The 17,748-nt window shown below is 66.1% G+C and carries 19 protein-coding genes; 10 read left to right on the forward strand and 9 right to left on the reverse strand.

Annotated features, from left to right (window positions below):
- Positions 1-221: 221 nt before the first annotated feature.
- The 3 genes from IPG63_17930 to IPG63_17940 all read right to left on the reverse strand — a co-directional run bounded on the left by IPG63_17930 (position 222) and on the right by IPG63_17940 (position 1,992).
- A complete protein-coding gene (locus tag IPG63_17930; GenBank protein MBK6729052.1) occupies positions 222-722 on the reverse strand; it encodes a GMC family oxidoreductase in 501 nt (166 codons plus the stop codon).
- Between the two features lie 79 nt (positions 723-801).
- Positions 802-1,143, reverse strand: coding sequence for a GMC family oxidoreductase N-terminal domain-containing protein (locus IPG63_17935; GenBank protein ID MBK6729053.1), 342 nt, complete (start codon positions 1,141-1,143; stop codon positions 802-804).
- Between the two features lie 51 nt (positions 1,144-1,194).
- Positions 1,195-1,992 (reverse strand): MOSC domain-containing protein, encoded by a 798-nt coding sequence (locus tag IPG63_17940; protein MBK6729054.1) that lies wholly within the window; start codon positions 1,990-1,992, stop codon positions 1,195-1,197.
- Between the two features lie 249 nt (positions 1,993-2,241).
- Between IPG63_17940 and IPG63_17945 the strand changes: the two genes are divergently transcribed.
- Positions 2,242-2,754: a hypothetical protein gene (locus tag IPG63_17945; GenBank protein ID MBK6729055.1), complete on the forward strand. Its 513-nt coding sequence runs from the start codon at positions 2,242-2,244 to the stop codon at positions 2,752-2,754.
- Positions 2,755-2,814: 60 nt separating this feature from the next.
- Here IPG63_17945 and IPG63_17950 read toward each other — a convergent pair whose 3' ends face one another.
- Positions 2,815-3,048: a hypothetical protein gene (locus tag IPG63_17950; protein MBK6729056.1), complete on the reverse strand. Its 234-nt coding sequence runs from the start codon at positions 3,046-3,048 to the stop codon at positions 2,815-2,817.
- Positions 3,049-3,086: 38 nt separating this feature from the next.
- Here IPG63_17950 and IPG63_17955 point away from each other — a divergent pair, with 38 nt between their 5' ends.
- The 3 genes from IPG63_17955 (at position 3,087) to IPG63_17965 (ending at position 3,874) form a co-directional block, all read left to right on the forward strand.
- Entirely contained in the window at positions 3,087-3,335 is a 249-nt protein-coding gene (locus IPG63_17955; GenBank protein ID MBK6729057.1) for a hypothetical protein, read from the forward strand.
- A 69-nt stretch (positions 3,336-3,404) separates the two neighbouring features.
- Positions 3,405-3,713 (forward strand): hypothetical protein, encoded by a 309-nt coding sequence (locus IPG63_17960; protein ID MBK6729058.1) that lies wholly within the window; start codon positions 3,405-3,407, stop codon positions 3,711-3,713.
- A complete protein-coding gene (locus IPG63_17965) occupies positions 3,710-3,874 on the forward strand; it encodes a hypothetical protein (GenBank protein ID MBK6729059.1) in 165 nt (54 codons plus the stop codon). Before IPG63_17960 ends, IPG63_17965 begins: the two co-directional genes overlap by 4 nt.
- A 338-nt stretch (positions 3,875-4,212) precedes the next feature.
- Here IPG63_17965 and IPG63_17970 read toward each other — a convergent pair whose 3' ends face one another.
- Together IPG63_17970 and cadA are read right to left on the reverse strand one after the other, a co-directional pair.
- On the reverse strand, positions 4,213-4,431 hold the full coding sequence (locus tag IPG63_17970; protein ID MBK6729060.1) for a DUF433 domain-containing protein: 219 nt from the start codon (positions 4,429-4,431) through the stop codon (positions 4,213-4,215).
- Positions 4,432-4,441: 10 nt separating this feature from the next.
- Positions 4,442-6,652, reverse strand: a complete 2,211-nt coding sequence (cadA, locus tag IPG63_17975) for a cadmium-translocating P-type ATPase (protein MBK6729061.1) — start codon at positions 6,650-6,652, stop codon at positions 4,442-4,444.
- Between the two features lie 148 nt (positions 6,653-6,800).
- On the opposite strand from cadA, the gene IPG63_17980 reads away from it, so the two are divergent.
- The 4 genes from IPG63_17980 to IPG63_17995 all read left to right on the forward strand — a co-directional run bounded on the left by IPG63_17980 (position 6,801) and on the right by IPG63_17995 (position 13,934).
- On the forward strand, positions 6,801-8,027 hold the full coding sequence (locus IPG63_17980) for an ankyrin repeat domain-containing protein (protein MBK6729062.1): 1,227 nt from the start codon (positions 6,801-6,803) through the stop codon (positions 8,025-8,027).
- A gap of 735 nt (positions 8,028-8,762) precedes the next feature.
- A complete protein-coding gene (locus IPG63_17985; protein MBK6729063.1) occupies positions 8,763-9,677 on the forward strand; it encodes a hypothetical protein in 915 nt (304 codons plus the stop codon).
- 100 nt (positions 9,678-9,777) lie between these two features.
- Positions 9,778-10,053, forward strand: a complete 276-nt coding sequence (locus tag IPG63_17990) for a hypothetical protein (GenBank protein ID MBK6729064.1) — start codon at positions 9,778-9,780, stop codon at positions 10,051-10,053.
- Between the two features lie 395 nt (positions 10,054-10,448).
- Positions 10,449-13,934 (forward strand): protein kinase, encoded by a 3,486-nt coding sequence (locus tag IPG63_17995; GenBank protein ID MBK6729065.1) that lies wholly within the window; start codon positions 10,449-10,451, stop codon positions 13,932-13,934.
- A 694-nt stretch (positions 13,935-14,628) separates the two neighbouring features.
- On the opposite strand, the gene IPG63_18000 is transcribed toward IPG63_17995, so the two are convergent.
- The 3 genes from IPG63_18000 to IPG63_18010 form a co-directional block, all read right to left on the reverse strand.
- Positions 14,629-14,904: a hypothetical protein gene (locus IPG63_18000; protein MBK6729066.1), complete on the reverse strand. Its 276-nt coding sequence runs from the start codon at positions 14,902-14,904 to the stop codon at positions 14,629-14,631.
- Between the two features lie 66 nt (positions 14,905-14,970).
- On the reverse strand, positions 14,971-15,321 hold the full coding sequence (locus IPG63_18005) for a hypothetical protein (protein MBK6729067.1): 351 nt from the start codon (positions 15,319-15,321) through the stop codon (positions 14,971-14,973).
- Between the two features lie 80 nt (positions 15,322-15,401).
- On the reverse strand, positions 15,402-16,625 hold the full coding sequence (locus tag IPG63_18010; GenBank protein MBK6729068.1) for an IS4 family transposase: 1,224 nt from the start codon (positions 16,623-16,625) through the stop codon (positions 15,402-15,404).
- 208 nt (positions 16,626-16,833) lie between these two features.
- Between IPG63_18010 and IPG63_18015 the strand changes: the two genes are divergently transcribed.
- Positions 16,834-17,016, forward strand: coding sequence for a hypothetical protein (locus IPG63_18015; GenBank protein MBK6729069.1), 183 nt, complete (start codon positions 16,834-16,836; stop codon positions 17,014-17,016).
- An 88-nt stretch (positions 17,017-17,104) separates the two neighbouring features.
- A complete protein-coding gene (locus IPG63_18020; GenBank protein MBK6729070.1) occupies positions 17,105-17,548 on the forward strand; it encodes a hypothetical protein in 444 nt (147 codons plus the stop codon).
- The last annotated feature ends 200 nt before the right edge of the window (positions 17,549-17,748 follow it).

Genomic DNA, 17,748 nt, shown 5'->3' on the forward strand with positions numbered 1-17,748 from the left:
CTGCAGATGGCAGGCGTGCAGGGTCAGGCCGTGGCCGGGATGGCGCTTTGCGGCCATGGGTCGTCGAGGATCGCCGGCACGAAGTGGAACCTGGAGGTCGGGGCGTTCATCCGGTGCCAGGGACGGGCGCAAGAAACCGCTGGCCCCGGAGCGATGTTCGGGTGCCTGGTCCCTTGCGCAGCAACGCGTATTGCAGGCCGATCCACAGCTCGTTGGCGTGGTCACAGCCAGAGCGGCTGCAGACAGTGGAAGACTGGTGCATGCGTCGAGGGGTGGTCGTGCAGGTTGCGCCCGACCCCGCAGGTCATGCTTCGGCTCGATGCCGTGCCGGCGCAGTTCGTCGCCGGCATGATGCGGGAGAGCAGCAGCCAGTTGCGGCGAGTTGATGGCGCCGCCGGCGAGCAGGATTTCGCGCGCGGCCTCGACGCGCACGCTGTCGCCGGGATGCGGCGGTACTCGACCACGACGGCGCGACCGCGTTCGATCCGCACACGTCCGACGCGGGCGCCGGGTTGCACGACCAGGTTGTCGCGCCCGCGCGCGGAAGTCAGGTAGGCGGCGGCGCTGCTGCAGCGGCGGCCGTCCTGCTGCGTCACCCAGAAGCCGAAGCCCTCCATGCGTGCGCCGTTGAAGTCGGCATTGCGCTCGAAGCCGAGTTCGACGGCGGCATAAAGGGGAGGACCGACGACAGCGGATTGTGATGGCGCAGGTCGCTGACCCAAAGCGGCCCCTGGTCGCCATGGAGTGCATCGGCACCGCGCGCGTTGTGTTCGGCGCGCCTGAAATACGGCAGCACCGAGTTCAGTCCCAGCCGGGCGCGCCGAGCGCCGACCAATCGTCGTAGTCGCGCATGGCGCGGATGGGCACATCGCGTTGATCCGAGCTGGAACCGCCGAGCACCTTGCCGCGTGGCCACCACAGGCGGCGCTGGTCGAGTTGCGGTTCGGGTTCGGCGCCGTAGTCCCAGTTCAGGCCCTTGCGCGAGATCGGTTTCGAGAATCCCGCCGGCATGTGGATCAGCGGGTTCCAGTCGCGCGGGCCGGCTTCGGAGCAGCAGCACGCGCGTGTTCGGATGGCCGAGAGCCGGTAGGCGAGCACGCAACCCGCGGAGCCGGCACCGATGATGATGTAGTCGTAGCTCACGGGCGGTTTGCTCGGGTCAGCGGGCGCGCCGGGCCAATGCTCGGCGCAGTTTCATTCGATCACTTCGACCGCCATGCCGGTGGTGATGCGGCCGGTCGCGCGCACCAGCAGGTTCTGGCCGAAGGTGACGCCGATGGCTTCGCGCCGATAGCCGCGCAGCGTCGCCAGCGGTTCGCCGTCGGCGGCGGCGATCGCGGTGTCCGGGTCGATGGTGGTGAGGATGCAGCGCGTGCAGGGTTTGACGATGGCGAATTCGGCGGCGCCGATGCGGATGCGGCGCCAGCGATCCTCGACATGCGCCTCGCGCGTCTGCACCACGATGCTGGGACGGAAGTTCGTCATCGACACCGGTTGCGCCAGTTTCGAGTTCAGCAGATCGAGCGAGGCACTGCCGATCAGCAGCAGCGGAAAACCGTCGGCGAAGCTGACGAAGTCGCCGGGCTCGGACCACTCGGCGGCCACCGCGCGCAGGCAGTCCTCCGCCATGTGCACCAGCCGCACCGCGAACCCGAGATAGTGCGACAACCATTCGTTGGTCGCGGCGTCGGCGAGCCGCGCCGGGCTTGTGGATTTCCAGATGTCGACCGCGAGCGTGGGGGCGTTTGCAGGCGGTTCGGCCACGGCGCGTGCGCTGCCATCGGGCGCGAACAGCACCAGGCCATCGCGGATCGATTCCGCCGCGAAGTGCAGCAGCAGCGGATGCTGGCGCGCAGTGACAAAGCGGTTCTTGCCATCGACCAGCATCCAGCGGCGATCGTGCTGCAGGCCGCGCGTTTCGACTCGGGCCTCGTTGAGCGCGAGGCCGCGCATGGACTTGACCGGATAGACATGGATCGATGCGAGCTTCATGCCCCGAGTGTACGTGCAAGCCGGGGCCGCTACACTGCGTCCCGGTTCGATCTTCGGGTTCCCACGTGGCGCAATCGCAGCAGGTGCAAGCGGCGCAGGCGTCGCGGATGTCCGGTGCCTTGCGCGAAGTGCAGGCAGCGGCGATCGCGGCGCTGTATTTCTTCCTCGTGCTCGGTTCCTACTACCTGATCCGTCCGGTGCGCGAGCAGCTCGACGCCGCCGCGGGCGGCTCGGATGCGCTGCCTGGCTGTGGACCGGCACCTTCTCGCCACCCTGGTGCTGACGCCGTTCTATGGCGCCATCGTCGCGCGTCATCCGCGCCGGGTGTTCATCCCGGTGACCTACGCCTTCTTCGCGATCGGCATGGTCGCGTTCTCGCCGCTGCTGCGCACCGATGCGCCCGGCACCCTGCTCGCGGCCGGGTTCTACATCTGGGTCAGCGTGTTCAACCTGTTCGTGGTTGCGGTGTTCTGGAGCTTCATGGCCGACCTGTTCACCGACGAGCAGGGCGCGCCGCCTGTTCGGGCCGATCGGCATTGGCGGCACCATCGGTGCGATCGCCGGGCCGACGGCGGCGAAGGAACTGGTCGGGCAGGTCGGTGTCGCCGGGCTGATGTGGATGTCGGCGCTGGCGCTGTGTGCGGCCTTGCTGTGCGTGCTGGCACTGACGCATTGGGCGAAGCAGCACGGGCGGCGCGACGCGCATCGCCGAGCAGCCGATCGGCGGGGGCTGTGGTCGGGTGCGGTGCAGGTACTGCGTGATCCGTTCCTGCGCGCGATGGCGATCCTGATGCTGCTCTCCGATGTCATCGGCACCATGCTCTACGCGCTCAATTCCGACATCGCCCGCGACACACTGACCACCGCGATCGCGCGCACCGAGTACTTCGCCGGCATCGACCAGGCCGCGAACGGGCTGCAGATGATTTTTCCAGCTGCTGCTCGCGCCGCTGCTGATGAGTCGCCTCGGCCGCTGGCGGTGCTGCTGTTCGCGGCGGCGATGAACATCGTGGTGTTGGCGGCGGTGGGCTGTTTGCCGGGTGCGGAAACGACCATGCTGGCGATGGTGATCGCGCGCCGGCGGCTACGGCCTGGTGCAACCGGCGCGCGACAGCCTGTACACGCGCGTGCCGCGCGAACTGCGGTACAAGTCCAAGGCCTTCATCGACACCGCGGTGTGGCGTGCCGGCGACGTGCTGACCAGCTTCGCCATGCTCGGCCTGCGCGGCATCGGATTCGGCGTCGCGACCTTTGCGGCCATGGCCGGGGTCGCATCGCTGGCGACGATGTGGTTCAGTTGGCGCGCGGTGCGATCATCGGAACAACGCAGGGATCCGGAATGAGACAAGTGGCTCGATACTGCCTGGTCGTGCTCGCCCTGCTGCTCGCAGGCAACGCCGCAGCGCGTGCGAGTGACGACGCGCAATGGGAATTCCGGTGCGCGCATCGGCGGCATGATCACCGACAACTCGTTTCGGCTGGATGGCTCGGCCGAAGTGCTGACGCTGTCGCGCACGCTCGATGACAAGCGCGTGATCGAGTTCGAACTCGGTGCCGACCAGCTCGACTTCTCGATGGACTGTGGCCTGAGCCACACCACGTTCGCGGTCAACTACCTCGAAGTGAACCGCGAACCGCTGTGGACCCCTACATCCTGGTCGGCGTCGGCGTCTCCGAGTTCGAGGCGCCGAGCGGCATCACCGAAGGTCGCGACGCGATGATGCAGGTCGGCACCGGTGGCTCCTGGGAATTGTCCGACAACGGCAAGCTGCTGCTGCGCGGCGACCTGCGCTTCCGCTACGACCTCAACGACACCGGCCAACCCGGCCAGGACGGCTGGGGCGACGCGATCTTCACGGTCGGGTTGTCGTATCGGTTTTAGGCATGGCCCGCACGGATTCAGGCATCGAACTCGACTTCCAGATAGGCGCCGCGCCTACAGCGGGCGATGGCGTCGAGTACGCGCGGCAGCTGCTGGACGAATGCGCGGCCAGCGGGTCGTTCGTAGCACGACGATCGCGATTTGCCTGGAAGCCAGATTCTGCTGGTAGCGCAAGTTCGTGTCGGTGGTGAGCAACACCGCAACAGGCTTGCTCGGCGGCGAGCAAGAGTTCGCCGTTGCGCAACGTTGCCCATCCCGCTTCGTAGGCGGTGATGACTTCGTGACCGATCAAGGCACGCGCAGCGGCACGGGTGTGCCCTGGTCGAACAGGATGCGCATCAGGCCGCGGCGGCGCTGCGTGCGGCGTGCTCGAGCACCGCGCGCACCTGATCCGCAGACACGCCGGGAAACCACGCGATGAAGTCTTGTACGCGTGCACCTTCTTCGAGATTCTCGAACAGCGCCGACACCGGCACGCGCGTGCCGCGAAAGGTCCAGGCGCCGCCAAGGCGTGCCGCGTCGCGTTCGACTTCCGGGCAGGTGGACCAATCGATCATGGCGGGGATGCTAGCAGCGACGCGCCCGAGTGCGCCGCGTGGTCGAGCGCCACCGCGGCAGCAGCAGGGTGTTGGCGACGACGCTGACGCTGGAGAACGCCATCGCGGCGCCGGCGATGACCGGGTCGAGCTGGCCGGCGGCGGCGAGCGGGATGCCGATGACGTTGTAGAGGAACGCCCAAAACAGGTTCTGGCGGATCTTGCGGGTGGTGCGGCGCGACAGGTCGATGGCATCCACGACCAGGCGCGGGTCGGGTCGCATCAGCGTGATGGCGGCGGTCTGCATGGCCACGTCGGTGCCGCTGCCCATGGCGATGCCGACATCGGCCGCGGCCAGCGCCGGTGCGTCGTTGATGCCGTCGCCGACCATGGCCACGCGGCCGCCTTGTTTCAGTCGATCCAGCAACGCTGCCTTGTCGCCCGGTGCGACCTCGGCGTGCACGTCGGCTTCGGCGATGCCGGCCTCGCGCGCGAGCGCCATCGCCGCGCCGCGGTTGTCGCCCGAGATCAGCACCGTGCGCAGGCCGCGCGCTGCGAGCAGGGCAATCGCCGCGCGCGACTGCGGGCGGATTCGGTCGCCGAACGCGAGCAGCGCCAGCACGCCCGCGTCCGGCGTCGCCAGCCACGCCACGCTGCGGCCGAGCGCGGCCTGTGCATCGGCGTGCGCTTGCAGCGACGAAAGATCGATGCCAGCCGCCTGCATCAGGCGGGCATTGCCGAGCGACAGCTCGCGCCCGGCGACGCGACCGCGCACGCCCTGGCCGGCGATCGCGCGCACCTCGGCGCAGCCGTGATGGCGATGCCCCGCTCGCGCTGCGACCAGCACCGCGCGCGCCAGCGGATGTTCGCTGCCTGATTGCAACGCCGCCGCGAGGCCGATCAGCAGCGCCTCGTCGCCATCGAATGCCTGCACCTGCAGCAGACGCGGGCGGCCTTCGGTCAGCGTGCCGGTCTTGTCGAAGGCGACGACCGCGACATCGCGCGCCAACTCCAGCGCTTCGGCATCGCGGATCAGAATCCCGGCACGCGCGGCGACGCCGGTGCCGGCCATGATCGCGGTCGGCGTCGCCAGCCCGAGCGCACACGGACAGGCGATCACCAGCACCGCGACTGCGTTCAGTACCGCCGTCGGCCAGTCACCGTGCGCGAGCCCCCAGAACAGCAGGGTGGCGATGGCGATCACCACCACCACCGGCACGAACACCGCGCTGACGCGATCGACCAGTCGCTGGATCGGCGCCTTCTTCGCCTGCGCGTCCTCGACCAGGCGGATGATGCGTGCCAGCGCAGTCTCGGCGCCGAGCGCGCGCGTCTCCACCAGCAGCCGCCCCTCGCCATTCATCGCGCCGCCGGTGACGCGCTCGCCGGTCTGCTTCGGCACCGGCATCGACTCACCAGTGAGCAGCGACTCGTCGACCTGGCTCTCGCCCTCGACCACCTCGCCATCGACCGCGATGCGTTCCCCGGGCAGTACCACGACGCGATCGCCGAGCCGCAGCAACGCGATCGCGAGCTCCAGTTCGACGCCGTCGCGCAGCACTCGCGCGGTGAGCGGTCGCAGCGCCTGCAGTGCGCGAATCGCCGCCGTGGTCTGGCGTTTCGCGCGCGACTCCAGCCACTTGCCGAGCAGGATCAGCGTGATCACCACCGACGATGCCTCGAAGTACAGGTGCGGCGCATCCCCGTGCGCGTGTCCGGCCGACCACTGCCACATACTGAGTCCATAGGCGGCAGTGGTACCGAGCGCGACCAGCAGGTCCATGTTGCCGGAACCGGCACGCAGCGCCGCCCAGCCAGCGCGATAGAAACGCGCGCCCAGCCAGAACTGCACTGGCGTCGCCAGCAGCCATTGCGGCCACGCCGGCAACACCCAGTGCTGGCCCCACAGCAGCCCGAGCATCGGCAGGGCCAGCGGTGCCGACAGCAACACCGCGAGCAGCAAGTGACCCCACTCCTGCGCGTCGCGCGCTATCGCCGCGTCCGCATCCGGCTGCTCCATCGCGGCGGGTACGGTCGCGGCATAGCCGGCCTCGACCACGGCCGCGAGCAGCGCCTCGACCGTCACCGTTGCATCGGCCTGCACCTGCGCCGACTCCGTCGCCAGGTTCACGCTCGCCGCCACCACCCCCGGCACCCGCAGCAACGCGCGCTCGACCCGGCCGACGCAGGAGGCGCAGCTCATGCCCTGCACTGCAAGCCGCCGGGGCGATGTGGTGTCCATGCCAACTCCGAATGAGTCTGCAGGCTAGCGCAAAGCCCCCCAGCACAGCGGTGGACACTCGCGCACTCGGTCCTGCGCTAGCCTTGTGCCCGAGCGGTTGCCTCGGGAGGGCGGGCATGAGTGCGGTATGGAGATCGGAGTCGGCGCAATGAGCGGCGACCGTCGCCATTCAGCATCCTCGCCGGAGGAACAGGCGCTGTTGTCGGCGGCGGTCGGCGGCAGGGTCGAGGCCTTGCGCAGGTTGCTGCAGCAGGGCGTGTCACCCGATTGCTACGACAGCTTTGGCGAGCCCGCCGCGCATCTGGCGGCGCGTTTCGGGAATGCCGCGGCGCTCGCGGAGTTGCTCGCTGCGGGAGTCGACGTGCGCGACGTCGGCCCGATCGGACAGACGCTGTTGCATTGCATGGCACCGTATCCGCCGGTGCATGGTCTGCTCGACGAGGTCATCCGTCGCGGCGCCGACATCGACGCGCGCAACGATGCCGGACAGACGCCGCTGATGACCGCGACCTACAATACCTGTGCCGCCGGCCTCGATGCCCTGCTCGCACGCGGCGCCGCGGTCGATGTTCGCGACCACGAAGGCAGCAACGTGTTGCTGCTGTTCGTGCGCGGCTGCGGCGCGCACTGGTCGCCGCGTGAAGCCGTGGTGCGCCTGCGGCTGCTGCGTGACCTGATCGTGCTCGGCGTCGATCCACTGCGGCATGGTGCGCAAGGCGACAACGCCGTGACTGCGGCCGCGCGCGGCGGACTCGATGCGGTGTTGTCCCTGTTCGCCGATCAGATCGGTGCGCTGGCAGTGGCCACCGCGCGCACGGCGCAGGGCGAGCCGGGCGTCGATGTCGCCGCTTTCCATGGCCACGCGCAGACGGTGCAGCAGCTGCTGCGGCTCGGCGCCGCACACGATCTGCTCTGCGCCGCGAGTCTCGGCGACGTCGCCGCGATGCGTCGCCTGGTCGAGGCGGATCGGGTCAGCGCGCGCCGCGTCTTCGGCAGCGGCTGGCATCGCAGCACCGCGCTCGCCGCAGCGATCCGCAACGGCCATGCCGACGCCGCGCTCTGGCTGCTCGCCGATGGCGCCGACGCGAACGGCACCTGCCCAGAGATCTCGATGCTGCACGCGGCCATGCGCCACTGCCCGGACGACGCGCTGGTGCGTGCCTTGATCGCACGCGGCGCCGACCTCGAATCCAGTGATGGCGATGGCAATACCCCGCTCAACTTCGCCGCTCGCCATGACCGCCTCTCCGCCGCACGGCTGCTGCTCGCAGCCGGCGCCAACCCCAACGCCGAAACCGAACGCGGCTACACCCCGGACCAGTTCGCGGTCTCGGAGGCGATGCGTGACCTGATCCAACGCCACCGCGAGGCATAGGGAGTTTCCAAGCTCAACCTGTTCCCCAACGCGCGTCGAATCCCAATGTAGATCAGTTCAAGCGGCGCAGCCGCGGAACTGACGCGCCCGTGTGGCTCATCACTTTCGGAGCGCGCTTGCACGGGGAGAGGAGAAGATCGTGCGACGCCATTGCTTTTCCTTCTCCCCCCGGGAGAAGGTGGCGCGCAGCGCCGGATGAGGGAGGCTCCTACGCCAATACTGAAGCCACCATTGGCGGCCGATCTCGCGCACCCTGCGATTGGCGACGGGGCCGATCTGTGCAGCGTCATCAGCAATGGGCGCAAGGGACTGCGTTCAGTGCCCCACCCCGGGATTGTTCGGCGGCGCGGCACGGGTCGGTTCCCTCGCCGCAGCTTCAGGCATTGCGACCAACGCACTTGCCGAAGCAACCATGAAATCCCAGGCAAATCGGTGGCCCATGCCGCGCCAGACGTTTGAAGCAAGTGCAGTATCGGTCCTTTGCATGGACGGCCGCTGGTTGCCGGTCGGGATCGGGCCAATCGCCTGCGGTTTCGCTCTGGCGGCCAATGACGCATGGGTCTACGGCGATGATTTTCAAGTCGGCGCCTGCAGGCGCCGGCGACTCGCTCTGCCCGCATGGCTGGCCGCCGGGGCTGATCAAACCCTGGCCTGCGCACCGGAGAGGGAAGGTCTTGGGTGTGGGCGCGCAGGTGCCGGCACAATAGTCCTCGTGACTGCCAAGGAGCGGGTTCGATGACTTCGACTGAATGGCAAGACGACATGAAGCTCGGCCAGTTCCTCGCCCGGCTGCCGCAACTGCATACGCGCACCGAGGCGCTTTCGCAGTTGGCGGCGGTGGCGCGTGGTCAGCTGGATGCGGACACCGCCATGGTGGCGATGTATGAACGCAGCAGTGGCAAATGGACCGGGTATGTGCCCGATGGCGAGCGGCCGCTGTCGCACAAGCAAATCAGTTTGTTCGGATCGGTGACCTTGCTGGAACGGGTGCGTCAGCAAAACAAGGTGCTGTTCGAGGTTGTGCGGCTGACCGGACAGAGTTCCGAAAGCGTGGTGCGCAACGACATTCGCCACGCCGTTGGCATTCCGATTCAGCGCCTGGACTTGATCGGGGAGTCAGAGGGATTCATGGGTGCCATCCATGCCGATCGCCGCGGCAGTCGTGATGCGTTCGACCCGGTGCGGCTGGAGGCTTTTCGTCTGGTCTCGCTGGCCGCCACAGCGGCGCTGTCGTGTATCGAAGCGCGCGAGGCCCCATCGCCACAGGCGCGGACCTCGCACTTGTGGTTGCGCACGCGTGACGCGCTGTGGGCGACTGCCGGGAACGTCGTCAAGGCGCAACGGTTGCTCGGCGACGTGTTCCCCACGCGCGGCAGTCTCACCAGTTTCATCCACGCCGCAGGCATGCGACCGCTGCAAAGCCAAGCCCGCGCCATGCGTGATCCAGAAGGCATCATCGAGTTGATCCGCGAGTTGCGCGACCTACGCGAAGTCGCCCGCCGCCTTGGCAAGACCTGCAAGGCCCTCGACCGCCACGTCCGCGCCCGCGAAGTACGCGGCGGCCTGAAGGCCCTCGTTGAAACCGCCGGATTCACCTGGTCCGAAGTCCACGGCGAAGCCTTCACCGCACTGGTTCAGTCGACGAAGTAAGCCAATTCTGGCACCACTCCTGTGCGCGCGCAGCGGCTAGCCTTCGTGCAAGGCGTGGATCGTCCGCGCTGAACGTGCGGAATCTTCGAAGAAAGCTGAGGTGACGGAGGAAGCTGAGGTGATGGAAACAAGTACGGCACCGGTTCGGGCAATGTGGGTAACCATGCTCTTGGGCTGGGTACTTTTTCTGATTCCGATTCCGCTCGTATCTACTCTGCTCGGGATCTTGGCGCTAAGCGTGAGCGGCGTTCTGCTTATTGTCGTTATCGTCAAAGGAAGGGTCGCTGCTGCTTTGTCGGCACTCGTTGTTGGTACGTTCGGGACGCCAGTCGCTTGGTTGCTCAGCAACAATGTCTACAGGCTACTTGCCAATTGATTGGGTCAAGGATTCGTGGCTACCAGCCCTCGCCCCTGCACAACTCCACCCGCGTTCCGGTTTGGGCGCCGGGGCGTTGGGTGGTGCCTTGTAGGCAGTTTGGGCGATCGGGGGAAGGGGGTTGCAGGGTGAGGAGGCCGTCGCCTTGGTTGATGCGCAGTACGTCGGACTCGATGGTGGCGTGAAGTATCAGGCTGGCGGTTTCGCCGCGGGTTTCCGCTGCGACGCGGCCGTCAGGCAGAATGGTGACCTGTAGCGATTGCGTCGGTACTTGCGGATTCACCCAGTGGCCGGCGAAGGGCGAGCGGTTTGGGGCGGCCGGTGGCAGGATCCAGGGTGCAGGGGCGGCGGCAGTGTTGTGGTCAGCGCAGGCGGAAAGTGCTGGAATCAGAAGCATGATGAAGCGCGCCACCCGTCGCCGCGAGAGTGCTGGACTGCTGCGGCGAATCGGGCGCGGGCTCGCGTTCGCGTTCGCGTTCGCGTCGCTGTTGCTGGCGCAGGCTGCAGTGGCCATCGACGTTGAGCGTCCCCTGTTGAACACTGAAATGGAGGTGTTCTCGCATCGCAGTGTATTACCGCGCCGCGCGGCGGTGACAGCGATTGCGGAGGACCGGCTGGGGCAAGTCTGGCTGGGCACGTCCTCGGGAGTGCACCGCCACGATGGCTTCGAGTGGCAGGACATGCGCCTGCAGGAGGCGGGTCGGGCGTTGGCGGTGCGCAGCATGCTCGCTACCCGCGATGGCAGCGTACGCGCGCTGGATCTGGACGGCGGCGTGCACGAATGGCGCGATGGAGCCTGGCTCGAGCGCGTCGCGAAGACGCAGCGCATCCACGCCTTCGGTCTGGATCACCACGGGCGCGTTCTGGTGGCGATCGACGACGGCTTGGCGGTACTCGACGGGGAGCAGCTGCATCGGCTGTCCGGTTCGCGCGCCGCCGTGTGGGTGTCTCGCATCAAGGTTCGAAATGGACAGACGCTGCTGCTCGAAGGCGTTTCAGCCAGCACCAGACAAGTGCTGCGGCTCACCGAGACCGACGAGCTGGTCGCCGATGCGCGATTTGCCCGACTCGCCAACGGGTTGAAGTACCTCGCCGATTTTGACGTCGGCGTGGACGGGGCCGCTGCTGTCGGTGGCGACCAAGTGCGCTGGATGAGCGTGCAGGGCAACGTCACCACCCTGACCGATGTGCCGAAGGGACAGAGTGGCGAGCCGGCGCAACTGGGCTACGAGTCGCAGATTCTGCTGGATCGCGACGGCGGATTGTGGATCGCCGGATTGGGCGACACCGGCGTCGTGCGCTATACGCCTCGCGGTGGCGTGCAGCGTCGCGCCGCGGCGCTGCCGTTTCGCATCGCCACGGCGTTGCACGAGACACGGCAAGGTTCGATCTGGGTTGGCTTGTGGCGTGGAGCCGTGGTCTTTCGCGATGTCCCCATCCACCAGCGATGGCTCGATCCGGGGAGCTATGGCGATGGTCACGCCAATGCGGTTACGCGTGGTGCGGACGGCAGCATCTGGGCCGCGAGGTTTCACGGCTTGTCGCAGTTCTCCGAGTCGGGCACCCAGTTGGCGATCCTCCCGCCGCCGAATGCCGCGACGCTGCGATCTGTCGTAGCGCTTGCCGATGGTTCGCTGCTGGTTGCCGCCGACCACGAGATCCATCGCGGAAAGGGCGGACAGTGGCGACGGATGGATCTGTCGGCCACGCTGGGTGAGGGTCGCGCGATCACCGGCCTGGCCGTGGATGCTTCGCAGCAAGTCTGGATCGGAACCACCGACGGCTTGTACCGGCTGTTCGCGGAAGAAGCCGAGGCGCTGGCAAGCGTGCGTGGACCGATCCGCCAAATCGTTTCCGAAGGCGGGCATCTGTGGGTGGTGGGCGACCGGCTGTGGCGCATTCCAGCCACGGGTTCCGCCGTGGTGCCCGAGAGCATCGACACGCGCGACCTGGATGCCGCGACGATTCGTTCGTTGGTGGTGCTCGAAAACGGCGACGTTTGGCTGGCGACCGATGGCTCCGGACTGGTTCGGCGATCAGCAGACGGCGGTCTGCAGCGCTACGGGATTGCCGAGGGACTGCCGTCCCAGCGTTTCGCAATGATCGCGGCCAGCGGTGACCCTGCGCAGCCGACGCTCTGGGCAGCCCCGGTGATGGTCGACCACAACCAGGTGTTCTGGATTGTTTCGTGGAAAGCGATGGCCGACGGTGGCGTGCCGGCCTGGCGTGGCTACGGCGCGCGCGAAGGGCTGGTCGACCCGCCGGCGCATCCAGACAATTTCCCGGCCGCCGTGGCGACGCCCGACGGCGGCTTGCGGATCGCCACGCCGGGCGGGTTGGTCGTGGCACGTGCGCCACCGTCGCAAGGTCTTGCGGCCCCGGGTCTTGCGGCGGTTCTGGTCGACAACCGCGAAGTCGCTCGAACGGACACGCTCGATGCAGCGCATCCGGTCACCTTGCGCCTCGCGACGAATGAGGATCCGGAGCGCATCGAGACCTGGTACCGCGTCGATTCGGCGGCGGCCGTCCAGGCTTCTCGACCCGGACGCATCGAATTGGGGTTCCTTCGGTCCGCGACCACTACGGTGCAGGTGCAATTCCGCCAGGACGGGTTGGCCGGTCCTTACAGCACCATCACCCTGCGCGCCCGTCTGCCCGTCTATGCACAGTGGTGGTTCGCGCCGCTGCTCGGGAGCGTCCTGCTCGCGCTGCTCGGACTCAGCGCCTGGCTCGCGGCGAAAGCGCGTCGCGCGCGGCGTGCGGCGCAGGAGGCGCACGACCGGCTACAGCATGCGCTCACCGGAGAGTGGATCGGACTGGAACCGCTGGAGAGGGTCATGCTCGGGGCTTGCGCGCAGGGAATCGAGTTGCGTGCGGCGCAGACCCTAGTGTTGCAGGAGACGGGCGGCGTCGCCGCGTTCGCGGCGACCGTCGAACGTTGCATCGAGCGCCTGCTGCAGCGCGGACTGATCGACACCAAGGGGCTCGGGTGGCGCCTGCAGCGCGAAGCCTTCGCCCAATATGCGCCGGCATGCAAGCCCTTGGCCGTCATCCTCCAGGAGGAAGCGACGGTGATCGGTCCCTATCGGTGCCTGGCAGTGTTGGGTGCGGGCGGCATGGGGCGCGTGTTCCTCGGCAAGGCCCAAGGCGATGCCGACTGGAGCGCGATCAAGGTGATCCGGTCAGAGGCGTCGATCGAGAGGCTCGCGCGGCTGCGGCGCGAGGCCGAGGTGCTGGGCACGATCCAGCATCCGAATGTCGTGGCGCTGCTGGCGCATGGTCCCTGCGCACAAGGCTACTTCCTGGCGATGCCATGGATCGGCGGGCACCGCCTGGATCATTGCATCGAGCAAGGTCTGCAGGAGATGCAAGCTCGCACCATCGTCTTCGGCGTGATCGAGGCATTGTTCGCGGTTCATGGACGCGGCCTCGTGCATCGCGACGTCAAGCCGCAGAACGTGCTGGTGCGAGCCGATGGCAGCGCGGTTCTGATCGACTTCGGTGTCGCCCTGCAGCCCGACGCCGACACGCGCATGACCTCGACCGATGCGATCGTCGGAACACCGGCCTATTTCTCACCCGAGTCGCTCAGTTGCGAGCAGCCCACAGCGGCTGCGGACTGGTGGGCCCTCGGGGTGCTCGCACATGAAACCATGACGCAGGCTCTGCCCTGGGCCTGGCAGGGGCTCGATGAACACCACCGCCGACTTTCGCTGCTGCGCCCCCAGGGGCCGCCGCGCAATGCCCTGGCCGACTCCCTGCCCGAGCCGTGGCGCATGCTGATCGACGGCTGCCTGCATCCGGATCCGAACCAACGACAACGTGCTGCCGCCGCCTTCCGCACCGCGACGATCGCCAGCACGTCGTCGTCCGATTCGTGACCGTCGAAGGTGCACGTTCGCCAATTGTGGTTCCACTGATGCAAGTGCGCTGCCGCTAGCCTTGCCGCGGCGCGCCGGGCTTGCCGCAGGCAAGGCGGCGCTGCAGCTGTCTCCGCAGGGAGAGGTCGGTTGATCCAGGGGGAGTCATGAGAGCGCTGGTCGCATTGTTCTTCCTTCTCATCACACAGTCTGCCCTCGGGCAGACAACGTTGGTGGTCTCGCCGTCCTCACCAGGTGGTCCACTGATCAAAGGCGTGAATGATCAAGAGGTCGCACGGTTTGCCCTGTCATCGACTACCGGCGCAACGTGGAATATGGCAAGGCTGCAATTCAACAAGGTCGTGCCGGGAAGCCCTTGGTCAGTCGGAAACATCGACAGCTTCTTCTCGAATGTCCGGATCAAGGACGGGTCCAACAACACGCTGGCCACGATCGATCCCGCATCGTGCGTGGGCGCAACATTCACCTCCACGTTGTGGCAATGCGACGTTGTACTCAGCTTCACATTGCCACCGGCTGGAACTGCTGAGTGGCAAGTATTCATTGACATTCCACTCGCTTCACCGCTGAGTATCTTGCGTCAAGGATTTGTTCCTACGACAAGTCCCAACGTGCAAATCACCGGTGGCGGGATGGCCACTATTCCAAGTAGTCAATTTCAAGGTGGTCAACGTGCGGTTCAGGACCCGCCACCTCAGCCCACAATGGCGCTTTCTGCAAGTTCGCCGACGGGAGACATTCCGCGAGGGGCCATCAACGTGCTCGGTGGAAAGTTCGATCTTGCCGTAGGTGCAGGAAGTGGCAGCGTTTCGTTTACTGCCATGAGGATGGTCGTTGAAAAGACCGGCGGCAGCGCCTGGACTCTGGGCAGCATCGACAACGACTTCACGCAAATCGGCGTGTTCGATGGCATCGGGAATATTCCCGTGCCGAAGTTCAACCCGAGTGCGTGTGTGGATGTCTCGGTCACGGCGGATCGTTTTGAGTGCACTGTTCCAGTCACGTATTCGATTCCGGTAAACAGCTCGAGCGAGTTTCAGGTGATATTGAACGTCGCTGCCAATGGCGTAGCCGACACGCTGCGCGTCGGATTCATGCCGACCCTCACACCAAACACCACGCTGCCAGGGGGCGGATCTTTCACCTTTCCCGCGGCAGCTGTGTATGGTGCGACACGGCAGCTGGTATTGCCGCCCGCACCTTCGATGACGCTCGCGGCCGGCTCGCCGACCACCGGAATCATCAAGGGAACCAACGACCAGACACTGATGCAGACCACCGTGGGAATGAGCGCCGGAACCGGCTCGGCCACGGTGAACAGCGTGAAATTCATGGTGACCGGCGAAGGAACGGCGTGGACGCTCGGCAACATCGACAACGACTTCACGCAAATCGGCATCTACGATGACCTGAGCGGAACGGTGGTGGCGCAGATGAACCCGTCGGCATCTGAGGTATCCCCGTTTTTCATGATAGCGGGCAGGTCTGAAGCGGGGGTGGAGCGCCATGCGCCAGGTGCGAGAGGAAGCGGAGGAGTTGATGCGGCGACGGCCACCAAGCGGGTCGGCGCAGGACTTCGACGCCGAGGCGCATGGTGGAGTGGTGGCTGCGCACGCAGGTGTTTTTGCCTTCGAGCCTGCCGCCGCGGCCCTGGTGTTCTTCGTGCAGTCCGACAAGCCAGGTCGCGAGTTGCACGAGTGCGAACAGCAGGAGCAGGTTGGAGAGGCGGGAGTCTTTCCGGGTCAGGCTGTGTTCGAAGCCGGCGCCAAAGGTTCCGCTCTTGAGGTCACGGAAGCCTTGCTCGATGGTCATGCGGCGCTGGTAGAGGCACGCCAGTTGCACCGGTGTGCCGCGCTCGGGTGGAAGCGATGTGGCGAGAACCCACGGTTCGCGTGCCGAGCGGGCAGCGCTCTGGCTGGTGCTGTCGCGTCGACGCGCACCGCGCCGGGTCAAGGCGCGACGCCCCTTCGGCCGCGACTGGTGGACAACGATCCGCGTTGTTACGGTCTTGGTGCGCCCGAGATGAAAGGCACCGAGTTCACGGCTGCGTTCCGGCAAGGCCAGTTCGTGGAGCGCGCTGCACGGCAACCAGTCGGCGGCGTTGATCGCAGCCTTCCGGACGGGCTGCACATGGACCGTGCCGCGCACTCGTCCAACGTAATCCCAGCCGAGTGCGGTGACTGCCGTGAACCATGGTCGACGGAATCCGGCGTCGCTCAGGATGACCGGTCGACAACCTTGCGGCAGCAAGCTCGCCAGCTCGCGTAGGAAGGCGCGCTCCACGACTGCCGAACCGGCGCTTTTCTCGGGGTGGACTTCTTCCCAGAGCGTCAGCGTTCGCCCGCGCACCGCCAGGCCGGCGCGCAACAGTTTGAAGCTGCCATCGGGCTTGAGGTCGGACCAGTCGACGACGATCAACGGGTGGGGTTCGCGGATCAGCCAACGCAACATCGCCTGGTAGATAGCGGCACGCTGTCGCTCCAGCGGTGCACTGCGCAGCAGGCGGTCGATCGCCTTGAGTGGTGCGGCGACGCGCATCGCACCGGGCCAGTGGCGCGCGATCTCGGTCATGGTCAACCAGCTACCACTAGCCAGTGCATCGAGCGCCTTGAGCAGCACGGTGGCGGTTGCTGCGTGCAGGGTGGAGAAGACAGAGGGGAGGCATTGCGGCAAGATGGCGCTGGGGCGCATGAGCGTCGGTGATCCTTGGTCTAGACACCCGAACGATTACCGACCTCATGTCGCTCCGCAAGCTATCGCTTTGATTTCGCAGGGCATCGTCGCGCGAAAAGGTGGGGATACCTCAGCGTCGGCATGCACCGTGGCCTCGCCCACAAGCTGGGAGTGCACCGCCACGACCCTGTACGCGATGTCGGCGGGCACGACCCGAACCTGGAACATGGTGCTCGACATCCCGATGGGTGCAACCGCAACCAGCCTGCAGGGAAGCTTCGAGATCGGAAGCGCGAATGTCTCGTTGTCGGCAGGAGGAACGGCGTCCCTGCCCATGGTGCGAATCATCGGCGCCGTCCGTTCAATCAGTGCGCCACCGCTTATTTTCACGGATGGGTTCGAGGGGTAGTGGGTTCGCGATTAACCCGTCACGCGATTAGTTACTGAGATTCGGTACCAATTCGGAAAACTGTTGGCCAATCATTCGGAGTCACATTATGAAGATTATTTTAGTTTTCCTGGCATTCGCAATGATATACGCGCCGTCTGATGTTAGCTTGGCAGCAGGAAAAGAGGACAGAGAAAGCAAGAATAAGTCACAGGGCTCTTGCGTAACAAACTTTAGCGGGCGAGGTTTTCGCATGCTCGACATGAAGTCGAAAAAAGCGAGCTCCTGGCAAACGTTTGAAGGTATCTCGTATGATCAGGCGTTTCGCAAAGTTGCACAAGCAACCGCAAAACGGGGTTGGACAAACATGGATTCAAACAAGGAACTGGGGACCGTTACTGCGGGTCTGCCGGGCTCCGCTATTAGCATTGTTGTAGAAGAACAGGGAAGCATCATACGCGTAGAGGCAACGATGGATCTTCAAAGTAGCTCATTCTCAGAAAAGGCCGCGAAAGAGACAATTTGCGTTAGCGTTGAGGCGCCGGGGCGATAAGTAGCGAACACCCCGCGGGTTGTGCCGAATGGAGTTGATACGGATGGAAAGACGGGTCTGCCTCGTTTCGTGTGGTGGACAAGGATCTTGACGTAGGGTAGTGCGCTGGCGTCCGCTTATCGTAGAATGAATACCAATTGGCCACGAGATTGAGCAAGCAACTGCAGATTCTGCGCCAAACAGGTGGCGCTCTGGAATTC

The sequence above is a fragment of the Lysobacterales bacterium genome, from assembly GCA_016703225.1.
Lineage (GTDB): Bacteria > Pseudomonadota > Gammaproteobacteria > Xanthomonadales > Ahniellaceae > JADKHK01.

Coding starts and splice junctions, on each gene's coding strand:
- IPG63_17995 (MBK6729065.1), top strand. CDS start 10,449: ATGATGAAGCGCGCCACCCGTCGCCGCGAGAGTGCTGGACTGCTGCGG.
- IPG63_18020 (MBK6729070.1), top strand. CDS start 17,105: ATGAAGATTATTTTAGTTTTCCTGGCATTCGCAATGATATACGCGCCG.
- IPG63_17970 (MBK6729060.1), bottom strand. CDS start 4,431: ATGATCGATTGGTCCACCTGCCCGGAAGTCGAACGCGACGCGGCACGC.
- IPG63_17980 (MBK6729062.1), top strand. CDS start 6,801: ATGAGCGGCGACCGTCGCCATTCAGCATCCTCGCCGGAGGAACAGGCG.
- cadA (MBK6729061.1), bottom strand. CDS start 6,652: ATGGACACCACATCGCCCCGGCGGCTTGCAGTGCAGGGCATGAGCTGC.
- IPG63_17985 (MBK6729063.1), top strand. CDS start 8,763: ATGACTTCGACTGAATGGCAAGACGACATGAAGCTCGGCCAGTTCCTC.
- IPG63_18010 (MBK6729068.1), bottom strand. CDS start 16,625: ATGCGCCCCAGCGCCATCTTGCCGCAATGCCTCCCCTCTGTCTTCTCC.
- IPG63_17950 (MBK6729056.1), bottom strand. CDS start 3,048: ATGGTCGTTTCCGCACCCGGCAAACAGCCCACCGCCGCCAACACCACG.
- IPG63_17940 (MBK6729054.1), bottom strand. CDS start 1,992: ATGAAGCTCGCATCGATCCATGTCTATCCGGTCAAGTCCATGCGCGGC.
- IPG63_17965 (MBK6729059.1), top strand. CDS start 3,710: ATGATGCAGGTCGGCACCGGTGGCTCCTGGGAATTGTCCGACAACGGC.
- IPG63_18015 (MBK6729069.1), top strand. CDS start 16,834: ATGGTGCTCGACATCCCGATGGGTGCAACCGCAACCAGCCTGCAGGGA.